Source organism: Pseudomonas sp. 6D_7.1_Bac1, assembly GCF_025465945.1.
Lineage (GTDB): Bacteria > Pseudomonadota > Gammaproteobacteria > Pseudomonadales > Pseudomonadaceae > Aquipseudomonas.
The window spans coordinates 61,576-74,096 of record NZ_JANLNW010000071.1 but is presented as its reverse complement, the minus strand read 5'-3'; the positions used below and the strand labels follow the sequence as shown (position 1 = coordinate 74,096).

The window sequence follows — 12,521 nt, the reverse complement described above, 5'->3', positions numbered from 1 at the left end:
ATCGTAATGAGCGGATAGCGCCGGGCCTTTCAAACGCCTGTTCTCAGGTTGTTGCCGCCCCAGGCCGTTGTTACGCATTTGCGCCCTTGAGTGGCCGTCAGCGCTCGGGTAATGTCAACAGACCCACAGGATAGAGCACGCTCATGACTTCCAAGCTGGAACAACTCAGACAATTCACCACCGTGGTGGCCGATACCGGCGACTTCGAGGCAATCGCTCGCGTTAAACCGGTGGATGCCACCACCAACCCTTCCCTGCTGCTAAAAGCTGCGGCCATTCCTGCTTACGCCGATTTGCTGAACGCCTGTGTCAGCGACTGCAAAGGCGACGTGGGCCTGGCCAGCGACCGCTTTGGTGTCGCGGTCGGTCAAGAGATTCTGAAAGTGATTCCGGGGCGTATTTCCACTGAAGTGGATGCGCGCCTGTCGTTCGACACCGACGCCGTGCTGAAGCGCGCGCACCGTCTGATCGAGCTGTACGAAAAGGCCGGCATTGGCCGTGACCGCGTGCTGATCAAGATCGCTTCCACCTGGGAAGGCATCCGCGCCGCCGAGAAGTTGGAACGCGAAGGCATCCAGTGCAACCTGACCCTGCTGTTCTCCTTCGCTCAGGCGGTTGCCTGTGCCGAGGCCGGGGTGTTCCTGATTTCGCCATTCGTGGGTCGCATCTACGACTGGTACAAGAAAGCCACCGGCAACGACTACGTCGGTGCCGACGATCCGGGCGTGCAGTCGGTGACGCGCATCTACAACTACTACAAGGCCAATGACTACAAGACCGTGGTCATGGGCGCGAGCTTCCGTAATCTCAATCAGATCGAGCAACTGGCCGGCTGTGATCGCCTGACCATCAGCCCGGACCTGATCGAGAAACTGGCTGCCGATACTGGCAAGCTGGAGCGCAAACTGGCGCCAGGTCACGCTGGCGAGGCCCGTCAGAGCCTGACCGAAGCGCAGTTCCGCTGGGCTTCCAACGAAGACGCCATGGCCACCGAGAAACTGGCTGAAGGTATTCGTCAGTTCGCTCGCGACCAGGAGAAGCTGGAAGCGCTGCTGCAAGCCAAGCTCTGATCGATTCCAGGCAAGCGCAAAAAGGGCGAACCCTCACAGGTTCGCCCTTTTTTGTGCGCTGATTTTAGGGCTACTTCGCAGCCCAACGGGAGCAAGCTCCCTCGCCACAGGTCCAGCCTTGCCTCAGTGACGCTCCAGGGCGTTCACCAGGTCATGGAAAGCTTCGCGGTTAGAGTCGTTCAGGCCCATGAGGATCTTGTGCGCTTCCAGCACCTTGATCCGCACCACTTCTTCGGACTGATCCTGGTCTGGCAGGTCAGTCAGGCATTCCGGGCACGGGATCGGGCGGTCAACAATGTTGAACACCTGTTCAAAGCCCATGGACTCCAACAGACGGGTGATGTCTTCGTGGGTGGTGACGACGGTCGGCAGCAGGCCGACCTTTTGCCGCGACATGATCGACAGCTTGGCCAACAGGCCCAGCGTGGTGCTGTCGATGCTGCGGGTTTCGGTCAGATCGATCACGATCGCGTTGAAATTCAGCGCGGTGAAGATCTTCTCAATAGTCGCATCCAACGCCGAACACAATGTCAGGCGAACTTCACCGACGAACTTCAGGACGAAGGTGCCGTCCTGCTCGGCGAACTGGATTCTACCGGTACTCATTAAAGATTCCTGCTCAACACCAACAGGGCGATATCATCCGGCATCTCCCCTAGCGTGGCCAATCCAAAACCCTGCCGCAGACCATCCAGGCTGCCGCCCGCCGCTCTTACCCGTTGTGGTAAGGCGGCCTCTTTCTCTTTGAGTGTCGGCTCTGGCAAAAGGTCCAGAATGCCGTCGGACATCAGCGTCAGGCTGAACACCGGCGGCAGCTCGATAACGTGGTCTTCGTAGGTGGCTTCATTGAACAAGCCCACCGGCAGACCGCGTCCTTCGAGATAACCCACACTCTCTGGCGTGTATAACACTGGCAACGGCAGGTGCCCGCCGATGCTATAGGTCAACAAACCCGTCTCCTCGTCGATGACTCCACCGACCATCGTGACATGTTTACCCAGCTTACAGCTGATCAGGCCCCGGTTGATATGGCCGAGGACTTCCGAAGGGGTGAATTCTGGCAAGGTGCCATTGCGCTTGGATTCAAACAGCAAGCGCGTGGTCATGAATTTCAGCAGCACCGTCACGAATGCCGATGAAGCGCCATGCCCTGAAACGTCCGCCAGGTAGAAGGCTACCCGACGCTCGTCGACCCGAAAGTAGTCAACAAAATCGCCCGACAGGTACAGCGACGGGATGATCTGGTGCGCAAACTTGAACTCGTCGATCATCCAGGGACTGACCGGAAGCATGTTCATCTGCACCTGTCGCCCGGCGTTCTGGTCTTCCTGCAACAGGTTCAGGCTGGCTTCGAGCTCGCGGTTGGCGGTCTCGAGCTTTACCCGGTAACGCTGGTTTTCCAGCAACAGACGCGCACGATCCAGGGCTCGGCGCACAGAGTGCTCGAGCACGGCCAGATCTTCCAGCGGTTTGATCAGGTAGTCCGCCGCGCCCAGGCGCAAGGCCTCGACGGCGTCGTTCATGACGCCGGCACCCGAGACCACGATCACCGGGGTTTGCGGCGAAAGGTCAGTGACCTGACGAATGAGTTCGAGCCCGCCCATCTGCGGCATACGCAGATCGCAGATCACCAGGTCGGGTTGGTGTTGCTCGAATACCTGAAGCCCCTGCTGGCCATTGCTGGCCTGAAGGACGCTGAACCCACTGTCTTCCAAATAGGCCGCGAGACTCGCGCGCACTACTTCGTCGTCATCGATTATCAGCAGCGTGGCACTGGTTTTTTGCATGTGGGCAAACGGCGCCAGAATTAGGTTGGCGTAGCTGGCAGGGCATTCGGCCCGGCACACACTACTGGATTCGCTTTCTAGCCTCTCTGGCGCACTGCTTTCGAGCATTTGCCCTACAAGCGTGTTCATCAGAGGTGCCCTTCTAAGGCGCAGACGGTACTCCCATCCGCGAGGCGTTTCAAGCTCACGCCGATGGTCATCAAGTGTCTTTACAGCCCAAATCACCGGGAGTTATAAGAACAGCCAAAACCGCAACACAATGGAAGGATCGAGCCCATGAGCCAAACCGATCGTGACTACAGTGAAAAGCGCGATTACATCCGCATGCGGGTCGATGCGGACGTCACATTGATCCACGCTGGCGATTTGATTCCAGCCGTCTGTATCGACCTTTCCAGCAGCGGTATGCAGGTCCAGGCCGCTCGTTCGTTCCAGGTGGGCGACACGCTCAACGTACGCATCGATTCCGAGCATGCCGCACTAGAAGGCCTGGAAGCCGAGACCGAAGTGGTCTGGGTCACTGCGCTGGACGCTGGCGGCCAGAAACTTGGGCTTACAATCCTGAAAATGAATTGAGCGTGAACGCAAACAAAGAAGGCGGCCAAATGGCCGCCTTCTTGCTGTGCAGGTGACGATTTAAAAATCGTCTTCAACCTTGCCGTCTTTGACCTTGAATTCGCGGTTCTGCAGATAAGCGTTGCGAATGAAGATGTATTTGTCGCCCGTGATCAGCTTCTCGCTCGACAACAGGCTCGCACGGGTGTCGATCACCTTCATGCCATACGCCATGTTGCGCGCCGGAATGTCGTTCATGTAACGGTAGGGTTCGGTGTAAGTGTCGACGTACATGGACGGTGCATCACGCAATGTGCTTGGGCCGAAGAACGGCAGCATCACGTAAGGACCGCTCGGTACACCCCAGTGACCGAGGGTCTGACCGAAGTCTTCGTCGTTGCGTTGCAGGCCCATTTTGGTGCCCACATCGAAGAAGCCCGCCAGGCCAATGGTGGTGTTCATCAGCACGCGAGCCGTATCGACGCCAGCGGCGCGCGGCTTGGCCTGCAGGATGTCGTTGGCCAGGTTGCCGACGTCACCGATGTTGCGGAACATGTTGTGAATGCCGTCCGAAAGAAACGTCGGCGTAATGAACTGATAGCCCTGCGCAATAGGCTTCAAGGCATAAGTGTCGAGCACGTCGTTGAACTTGTAGATCGGACGGTTAACGCTTTCCCAAGGGTCATCTTCCGACGCCGCCTGGGCAGCGAACGGAACCAGCAATACACTGGCACACACACATAGTCGAGCTAGACGATTGCTCCAGCGCATAGCAAAAACTCCTTGGACTGTACTGGCGCGGGCCTCAATACCCGGGCAATTTGCGCGTTAGTATAAGACGGATAAGCATTTTTAGGCAGCCACCCTGCAGCGAACCGGCCCTGGTCAGGCCGATACACCCCGATGTCACTCAACTGTCATGGTCCCCCCATAACCTCTCAGGCTATTTCAGGGATGTTGAAATGGCCCACGCTCAAGCCCTACCCCACACCACTCCGAACCCGACCGCCGTGCTCTTCGGCCTCAGCGGCTGCCTGGTGGATTTCGGTGCCCGCTGCCGTCAGAACAACAGCGACGACGCCGAGCGTGCGCAGTTGACACCGGGTGCTCTGGAAGCCCTGTACAGCCTGCAACTTCAAGGCATCCCCTGTGCCTGGCTCGACGAGTTGCCGCACGCACAAAGTCTCGCGCTGGCCACTTCGCTGCCGGACTGGGTCATCGCCAGTCCGCATATGCTGAACGTCGGGCAATGGCCTTCCCCCGATGCATGCTGGCAAGCATTGATGGCGTTGAACATCGATCGCCTGGACGGTTGCGTACTGGTCAGCGGCGAACCACGCTTGCTGCAATCAGGCCTCAATGCGGGGCTCTGGACCATTGGCCTGGCATCCTGCGGCTCGCTCTGCGGGCTCGCGCCCAATGAATGGCAAGCCTTGAGCCAACAGGAACGAGAGCTCAAACGCGGCAAGGCCACCGTGCAACTGTTCGGCCTCGGCGTGCACTCGGTCATCGATCATCTGGGCGAACTCGACACCTGCCTGTCAGACATCGGCCTGCGCCGACGCAAGGGTGAAAAGCCCTGATGGGGCGTTCTTGATCAAGATCATGCACTTCGCTCGCCAGTGGATTAATCTAAAGGTCAGATGCAGACCTTTGGCCTACCGCTGCGGTCTATGCCAGTGCCTATCGATAAAAGGATGAACGCCATGCCTGCCCGCGAACTGCAAGAACAGCTCAACGCTCTGCGCGAGCAACTGGAGCAGAGCCCACCGCTCACACTGGAAGAACGTGAACACCTGCAAGAACTGATGCGCAAGATTGAGGCGCAGATCAAACTGGAAACTGCAACGCCGGACAGCAATCTGGCGGACGGCGTAAACCTTGCCGTAGAGCGTTTTGAAGTGGACCACCCGGCGCTGGCCACCATATTGCGCAACATTGTGCAGACCCTGGGCAACATCGGAATCTGACCCCCAGGGATGCAAAAAAGCCCCGCTAGTGATAGCGGGGCTTTTTCGTTTTTGCGGCACTGAACGCAGTTCACCCCACACCACCGACCCAATGTGGCGAGGGAGCTTGCTCCCGCTGGGTCGCGAAGCGGCCCTAAACCCTGCAACCGTGATTTGCCAGACATATCGCATATTCAGGATTTACGACTGCTGCGCAGCCGAGCGGGAGCAAGCTCCCTCGCCACAGGGTTTTGCGTCAAGCCATCAAGGTATTACTGGCGCACCAACCGCAGATTCGGCAGTTGCACCGCTTCAGTGCTGCGATACGGGTTGATGTCCAGCCCGCCGCGACGCACATAACGCGCATACACGGTCAGTTTTTCCGGCTTCAGCAGGCGTTGCAGGTCGAGAAAGATCCGCTCGACGCATTGCTCGTGGAAATCCGAGTGCTGACGGAAGCTCACCAGATAGGCCAACAGGCTGGCGTGATCCAGCGCCGCGCCACGGTATTGCACCGCGACGCTGCCCCAGTCCGGCTGGCTGGTCACCGGGCAATTGGATTTGAGCAGATGGCTGTGCACGCTTTCTTCAACGATGCGCGAATCGTCACAACGCAGCAGTTCCGGGCGCGGATGCTCGTAGTTGCTGACGCTGATATCCAGATCATCGATGCACACGCCTGGCAGCGCCACGACGCCTTCAGCCTGAACCTCGTTCAAGCTGCGAATCCGCACGCCCACCGGCTTGCCCGCGGCGGCCGACAGATCGCGCACCAAGGTGGCTTCAAGGCTTTGGGTATCGGCGAACGGCGTCTGGTTCAACGAGTTCAGGTACAGCTTGAAGGATTTGGATTCGATGATGTTCGGCGAGTCCGCCGGGATGCTGAATTCACCGATGGCCACCACTGGCTTGCCCGATGGCAACAGCCAGGACAGTTCGAAGCAGTTCCAGAAGTCCACGCCCTTGTACGGCAGGGTTTCAGCCGTCAGGCCCAGCTCGGCCCATTTCGCGGTGCGCGGGATCGGGAACAGCAAGGACGGCGTGTACGTGGCGATGTATTCGCTGGATTTGCCCAGCGGCGAATGTTCGGCTGCGGGATGCATGGCGGAAACCTGACTGAAGAATCAGCGGATTCTATCAGCCTTTGCTCCCGCCTTTGAGTGCTTACTGACTGACAGTCAATTTGCCGACCATGCCCGCCTGATAGTGACCGGGGATGTTGCAGGCGAATTCCAGGCTGCCGACCTTGTTGAAGGTCCAGGTCAGCTCGGCGGTTTTGCCCGGCTCCACCAGCACGCTGTTCGGATCGTCGTGCGTCATGCTTGCGCCGTGATCCATACCCGGCATCGAGCTGTGATCCATGGGCGCCGCGGCGGTTTTCATCGCGGTCGGAGTCAGCATGCCGCTCTGCTGCATTTTCAGCATTTCCTCTTGATGCCTGGCGTGCATCGCCGCATCGCCCAGGTTGAACTCGTGCAATAACTGGCCTTTATTGATCAGCACAAAACGCACCGTCTCGCCGGCTTTGATTTCCAGCGCCTTGGGCGTGAACGACATATCACCCATCACGATTTCGACCGTGCGCGTGGCCTTGGCCGCCGGGGCCGGCTCGCCGAACGCATAGGTCTGCGCAGGGGACGCCCACACGGGAAAGCTCAACGCCAACAAGCAGCCAGCCAGTACCAATCGATGACGCAAAAACATGATCACACTCCAACAAGATGAGGTTCAGCCTGTGGGAAACTCTACTGTCGCGCCGCTGCCAGCCAGCTGACGAGTAGATTACAACTTTGTAAGGTTGCGCTGCATGGCTGCCGGCCACGGTATAACGCATCTGTTCCATTTATCTTGAGTTGCCCATGAAACTGCTGATCGTCGAAGACCAACCGAAAACCGGCCATTACTTGCGCCAGGGCCTGACTGAGGCCGGTTTCAACGCCGAACTGGTGGCCGACGGCAACACTGGCCAGCATCTGGCGCTGACCGGTGATTACGCCTTGCTGATCCTCGACGTGATGCTCCCCGACCGTGACGGCTGGCAGATCCTGCACGCGGTGCGCAGCGCCGGCCTGGACACCCCGGTGCTGTTTCTCACGGCTCGCGACGCCGTTGAAGATCGGGTCCATGGCCTGGAACTGGGCGCCGACGATTACCTGGTCAAGCCCTTCGCCTTCTCCGAACTCCTGGCACGCGTGCGCAGCCTATTGCGGCGCGGCAACACGACGCCGCAGGAAACCAGCCTGCAACTGGCGGATTTGCGCCTGGACCTGATTCGGCGCCGGGTCGAGCGCAGCGGCCAGCGCATCGACCTGACCGCCAAGGAGTTCGCCCTGCTGGAAATGCTCCTGCGCCGTCAGGGCGAGGTGCTGCCAAAATCGCTGATCGCTTCGCAGGTCTGGGACATGAATTTCGACAGCGACACCAACGTCATTGAAGTGGCGATCCGCCGTCTGCGCCTGAAGATCGACGACGACTTCCCGAACAAATTGATTCATACCGTGCGCGGCATGGGTTACGTGCTTGAAGAGCGTCCCGCCTGATGCGCCGCCTGTCCCTGAGCGGCCGCCTGGCCTTGCTGTTTGCCGCTTGCACGGCCGTGGTTTCGTTGTTCGCTGGCGTGCTGTTCAGTCGCGCCAGCGAGACGCACTTCATTGAACTCGACCAGCAACTGCTCGACGGCAAGCTGATCGCCCTGCGCAGCGTCTTGGCAGGTGCCGACGACCCGCAGTTGTTCGCCGAACGTAACGCCAGGCTGCAGGACGAAATGAGCCATCAACCAGACCTCACATTGCGCGTGCGCGGTGCCGATGGTCGCGTGTGGTTCGACAGTGCGGCGAACCTGCCTGCCGACTTGCCAACCCAGCCCGGCCTACACAGTTTGCACAGCACCGGCACGGCGTATCGGGTCTACAACGCTGCACTGGCGCCGGACAAGGCCGATTCCGCGCAACTGACGCTGATGCTCGACATCACCCACCATCAGCACTTTTTGCAGCGCATGCAGCATTTGATCTGGCTGACCGTCGGCCTGTCCGCGCTGGCTACCGCACTGCTCGGTGCCTGGGCGGCGCGCAGTGGTTTGCGGCCCTTGCGGCGCATGAGTGAAGTGGCGGCCGGGGTGTCCGCCCATTCGCTGACCCAACGCCTGCCCGAAGATCAAATGCCCGCCGAGCTCGCCGAGCTGGCCCACACTTTCAACGCCATGCTCGGCCGTCTCGACGACTCGTTCCAGCGGTTGTCAGCCTTCTCCGCCGACATCGCCCACGAGTTGCGCACGCCGCTGTCGAACCTGCTGACTCACACCCAGGTCACCCTCACCCGCCCGCGCGAGCTGGAAGATTATCGCGAGGCCCTGCACAGCAACCTCGAAGAACTGCAATGGATGGCGCAACTGGTCAATGACATGCTGTACCTGGCCAAGGCCGATCACGGCTTGCTGATGCCAAAACGCGAACCGCTGCAACTGGCCGAGGAAGCAGATCTGCTGCTGGAGTTTTTCGCGCCGCTGGCCGAAGACGCCCAAGTCAAGCTGACCCGCCTCGGCGACGCCGAGCTCAGTGGCGACCGCAGCATGCTGCGCCGCGCCCTCTCCAATCTGCTGGACAACGCGCTGCGCTTTACCCCGCCACACGGTGAGGTTCAGGTGCGGATTGTCGATGAACCGACAGGGTTGAGCCTGAGTATCGAGAACTCCGGAGAAGGTATTCCCGAAGCATTACTGCCACGTTTGTTTGACCGCTTCTACCGCGCAGACCCGACACGCCGTGAAGGCAGCAGCGAGCACGCGGGATTGGGGTTGGCGATCACTCAATCGATCATCCGCGCCCATGGTGGAACGATTCATTGCGAATCAGGCCAGGGGTGGACGCGGTTTTTGATGGCGTTGCCAAAGGGGGCTTGAGGCCAGCAAGAAAAGATTGGAAGAATTGCTGCTGTGAACTGCCGCTTCGTAGCGGTTGCGAGCCTTGGCACTACCGACGCGCCGGTCACAGAGCACGGCGGCCAATTTTTACCCGGACATTATTGACGCAGAATTTAACCCGGGTATTATTCGCCCATCCAACTCAAGCTAGATCTCACCGTGATTGATACCGCTACTCCCTCCTATACCAGCTTCGACGGCCACAAGCGCATCGCCTCTGGCAGCTTGCCGGTCAATGCATTGGCTGTGAAACGTGCCCTGGCGTCCGGCGTACTCAGTCCGCTGCTGACCTTCTGCGACCAGACTGGCCGAGTTGTCGATATAGACCTTCGAGGAAGCGATGCCCAGATGTTGGCACGTCTACCACCAGAGGGACCCCAGCTTCAGGGAAACGAATCGGCACTGATCGATTCCGGGGAATCCGATGAGCCACGTGGCCGTGGCCGGCCAAAGCTTGGGGTAGTCGCGCGCGAGGTCACGTTACTGCCACGCCACTGGGATTGGTTGGCTACACAGTCAGGCGGTGCATCGGTGACTTTGCGAAAACTGGTTGAGGAGGCACGCCGGGCCAACGTAGATCGAGACCAGCAACGCCGGGCAAGTGAATGTGCTTACCACTTCATGTCAGCCGTGGCTGGCGATATGGCTGGCTTTGAAGAGGCCTCGCGTGCGCTGTTCGCGAACGACGCGGCAAAGTTCCGCCAACAGACCGAGGCTTGGCCGCCCGACGTTCGCGATTACGTCAGGTACCTGGCTTACCCGCTGCCGCTGACAGAAGCGCCATCGCTTGCGCCGTGACTGATTTGGAACAAAAGGCTTGATGATGACGAATAAACAAACGCTGAAGCGACAGTATCTGGAGATGAAAACCCGAGCCGGTGTGTATGCGGTCCGTAACCCGATCACGGGGCGAGCCGACACAAGAACATTTAAGGACCACACGCCATGCCCAAGACTAAAGCGAACGGAATTGAAATTGAATACGATTGTTTTGGCGATAACGACGCGGAAGCTGTTCTGCTGATTTCCGGTCTGGGTACGCAGATGATTCGCTGGAGCGAAACGTTTTGCCGGATATTGGCAGAACAAGGCTACCGCGTGATTCGCTTTGACAATCGCGACGCGGGTCTTTCAACTCACTTCGATAATGCGTCAATGCCCGATCTCGCTGCAATTGCCGACGCAGTCTCTCGCGGCGAAACGCCCAATGTTCCTTATACGCTCTTCGATATGGCGAACGACGTTGTAGGACTTCTCGATTCGTTGATGATCAAACGAGCGCACGTGGTTGGGAGATCAATGGGCGGCATGATCGCGCAACTGTTGGCCAGCGAGCATGCTGAACGCGTTCTATCGCTGGTTTCCATTATGTCGAGCACTGGCAACCGTGAGCTGCCGCAGGCCAGCCCTGCAGTGATGGCGGCGATGACATTGCCCGCGCCACATCCATTGAAAGACGAAAAGGGCTATCTCGCACATTGCGTTGCTTTTTCTCAAGTGATTGCCGGGCGAGGCTATCCGTTCGACGAACCCGCTCAACGTGACCAAGCCTTGGCCGAAGTCAAACGAGCATACAACCCAACGGGGTTTTGGCGGCAAATCGCCGCCATCGCGGTAGCCGGTGACTTAAGATCACGACTAGCTAACGTAACTGCTCCGACGCTTGTGTTGCATGGGTCAGACGACCCACTCGTTTCCCCGGAAGCCGGGAAGGACACGGCGGCTAATATTAAAGGAGCCAAACTACTGATAGTCGAGGGAATGGGCCACGATCTTCCACCCCCGCTGTTTGGATTTTTGGCCGGAGTCATCGCAGATAACGCACGCCGCGCGCTGTCAGGTCATGAACCGTGTTGATCAAGTGACGCAGGCTGGGCCTGCAAATCGCTAGACAGCCGTTGCCCCCAACGCCGCCACCATTTGCCGCAGGGCCGGCGACTCGCCGTCAATGTGTACCTTGAGCCCATCAATCTCTCGGCGTTCCGGGTAATGCTTGCGCAGCAGGTCAAATGCCGTGCGCTGTTCGGCACCGCTGACCACCAGACTGCGACGGAAATCCGCGTCATCGCGGCGCGGGTCGTACACCCCACGACACACCATCGCCAGAGCCCAGGCCGGATCACAACTGGCATTCAAGTGGACTTGCGCCAGCCACGGTGCCGGCAACAGCTCATCAAGGGAGACGTGGGCGGGCTGCCCGAGGAACTGGCAAAACGCCTGATAGATCTGCGCAGTCCCGCGCTGCTTGCCGTCGAGGCTGTAGCCGGCGATATGCGGGGTGGCAATCACGCACAGTTCGGCCAACGCGATATCAACACTCGGCTCGCCCTCCCACACGTCCAGCACCGCTTGCAGGTCTTCGCGCTCCAGCAGCACTTCGCGCAGCGCGGTGTTGTCCACCACCGGGCCACGGCTGGCGTTGATCAGCCAGGCACCGGGCGTGAGTTGGTTCAAACGGTTTTCATCAAACAAATGCCAGGTCGGTTGCTCGCCGGTTTTGCTCAACGGGGTGTGCAAGCTGATGACGTCGCACTGTTCGACGATCTGCTCCAGGCTGACGTACTCGCCCCCTTCGGCAGCCTGGCGTGGTGGATCACAGACCAGCACCTTCCAGCCCAAGCCTTGCAGAACCTTCACAAGTCGACCGCCCACTTCACCGGCACCGACCACCCCATAAGTGCGTTCAGCCAGATCGACGCCTTCGATTTCGGCCAGGGTCAGCAGGCTACCCAGCACATAGTCGACCACGCCTCGGGCATTGCAGCCTGGCGCGCTGGACCAGGTGATGCCGGCTTGCTGAAAGTAGTCCAGGTCCAGGTGATCGGTGCCAATGGTGCAAGTGCCGACAAACCGCACCTTGCTGCCTTCGAGCAAGTCACGGTCGACCTTGGTCACCGAGCGCACCAGCAGCACGTCGGCCTGTTCGACCGTGGCGCGGTCGATGGAGCGTCCCGGTACACGGCGGATTTCGCCGAAACCTTCAAAGAACGCATCGAGCAGCGGGATATTTTCGTCGGCAACAATCAGCATGGCAGGCTCCTTTGGCGGATCGGCAGTGTAGGCGTAGATGAAGGTGATGAGCCAGCAGGCAATACACTACTTGTGGCGAGGGGGCTTGCCCCCGCCGGCCGGTCCGCGCTCGGGCGAGGCAGTCGTAAAGTCTCAGCATGCGGCGAGCCTGATGAAACCCGGTTGCTGATTCCGGGGCCGCTTCGCGCCCCAGCGGGAGCAAGCTCCC

The 12,521-nt window shown here is 59.5% G+C and carries 14 protein-coding genes; 8 read left to right on the top strand and 6 right to left on the bottom strand.

The annotated features are described in order from the left end of the window. Nucleotides 1–143: 143 nt before the first annotated feature. The gene (gene tal, locus NTD87_RS19115) at nt 144–1,070 is read left to right on the top strand and encodes a transaldolase (RefSeq protein ID WP_262115745.1); all 927 of its coding nucleotides are present in this window, start codon (nt 144–146) and stop codon (nt 1,068–1,070) included. 123 nt (nt 1,071–1,193) lie between these two features. Here the strand turns inward: tal and rssC are convergent, their stop codons facing one another. Both rssC and rssB read right to left on the bottom strand, forming a co-directional pair. Continuing rightward, nucleotides 1,194–1,676 (bottom strand): anti-sigma factor antagonist RssC, encoded by a 483-nt coding sequence (gene rssC, locus NTD87_RS19110; protein ID WP_262115743.1) that lies wholly within the window; start codon nt 1,674–1,676, stop codon nt 1,194–1,196. Then, the gene (rssB, locus tag NTD87_RS19105; protein WP_262115848.1) at nt 1,676–2,857 is read right to left on the bottom strand and encodes a two-component system response regulator RssB; all 1,182 of its coding nucleotides are present in this window, start codon (nt 2,855–2,857) and stop codon (nt 1,676–1,678) included. Before rssB ends, rssC begins: the two co-directional genes overlap by 1 nt. A 276-nt stretch (nt 2,858–3,133) precedes the next feature. On the opposite strand from rssB, the gene NTD87_RS19100 reads away from it, so the two are divergent. Further along, entirely contained in the window at nt 3,134–3,433 is a 300-nt protein-coding gene (locus NTD87_RS19100) for a PilZ domain-containing protein (protein WP_262115741.1), read from the top strand. A 60-nt stretch (nt 3,434–3,493) separates the two neighbouring features. Here the strand turns inward: NTD87_RS19100 and NTD87_RS19095 are convergent, their stop codons facing one another. Continuing rightward, complete coding sequence (locus tag NTD87_RS19095) at nt 3,494–4,183, bottom strand: VacJ family lipoprotein (protein WP_262115739.1); 690 nt, start codon at nt 4,181–4,183, stop codon at nt 3,494–3,496. A 191-nt stretch (nt 4,184–4,374) separates the two neighbouring features. Here NTD87_RS19095 and NTD87_RS19090 point away from each other — a divergent pair, with 191 nt between their 5' ends. Next, nucleotides 4,375–4,995, top strand: a complete 621-nt coding sequence (locus NTD87_RS19090) for an HAD family phosphatase (RefSeq protein WP_262115737.1) — start codon at nt 4,375–4,377, stop codon at nt 4,993–4,995. Between the two features lie 123 nt (nt 4,996–5,118). After that, nucleotides 5,119–5,382 carry a DUF4404 family protein gene (locus tag NTD87_RS19085; RefSeq protein ID WP_262115735.1) on the top strand — a complete coding sequence of 88 codons (264 nt, stop codon included), beginning with the start codon at nt 5,119–5,121 and terminating at the stop codon, nt 5,380–5,382. Between the two features lie 251 nt (nt 5,383–5,633). Here NTD87_RS19085 and queF read toward each other — a convergent pair whose 3' ends face one another. Together queF and NTD87_RS19075 are read right to left on the bottom strand one after the other, a co-directional pair. After that, nucleotides 5,634–6,464 (bottom strand): NADPH-dependent 7-cyano-7-deazaguanine reductase QueF, encoded by an 831-nt coding sequence (gene queF / locus NTD87_RS19080; RefSeq protein ID WP_262115733.1) that lies wholly within the window; start codon nt 6,462–6,464, stop codon nt 5,634–5,636. 61 nt (nt 6,465–6,525) lie between these two features. Further along, on the bottom strand, nt 6,526–7,065 hold the full coding sequence (locus NTD87_RS19075) for a cupredoxin family protein (protein ID WP_262115731.1): 540 nt from the start codon (nt 7,063–7,065) through the stop codon (nt 6,526–6,528). A 155-nt stretch (nt 7,066–7,220) separates the two neighbouring features. Between NTD87_RS19075 and NTD87_RS19070 the strand changes: the two genes are divergently transcribed. The 4 genes from NTD87_RS19070 to NTD87_RS19055 all read left to right on the top strand — a co-directional run bounded on the left by NTD87_RS19070 (nt 7,221) and on the right by NTD87_RS19055 (nt 11,140). Further along, on the top strand, nt 7,221–7,901 hold the full coding sequence (locus NTD87_RS19070) for a heavy metal response regulator transcription factor (RefSeq protein WP_262115729.1): 681 nt from the start codon (nt 7,221–7,223) through the stop codon (nt 7,899–7,901). Next, nucleotides 7,901–9,262, top strand: a complete 1,362-nt coding sequence (locus NTD87_RS19065; RefSeq protein ID WP_262115727.1) for a heavy metal sensor histidine kinase — start codon at nt 7,901–7,903, stop codon at nt 9,260–9,262. The genes NTD87_RS19070 and NTD87_RS19065 overlap by 1 nt, the downstream gene beginning before the upstream one ends. A 180-nt stretch (nt 9,263–9,442) precedes the next feature. Then, the gene (locus tag NTD87_RS19060) at nt 9,443–10,081 is read left to right on the top strand and encodes a DUF2239 family protein (protein WP_262115725.1); all 639 of its coding nucleotides are present in this window, start codon (nt 9,443–9,445) and stop codon (nt 10,079–10,081) included. A gap of 147 nt (nt 10,082–10,228) precedes the next feature. After that, complete coding sequence (locus NTD87_RS19055; protein WP_262115723.1) at nt 10,229–11,140, top strand: alpha/beta fold hydrolase; 912 nt, start codon at nt 10,229–10,231, stop codon at nt 11,138–11,140. Nucleotides 11,141–11,170: 30 nt separating this feature from the next. Here NTD87_RS19055 and pdxB read toward each other — a convergent pair whose 3' ends face one another. Continuing rightward, complete coding sequence (gene pdxB / locus NTD87_RS19050; protein WP_262115721.1) at nt 11,171–12,313, bottom strand: 4-phosphoerythronate dehydrogenase PdxB; 1,143 nt, start codon at nt 12,311–12,313, stop codon at nt 11,171–11,173. Nucleotides 12,314–12,521: the final 208 nt, after the last annotated feature.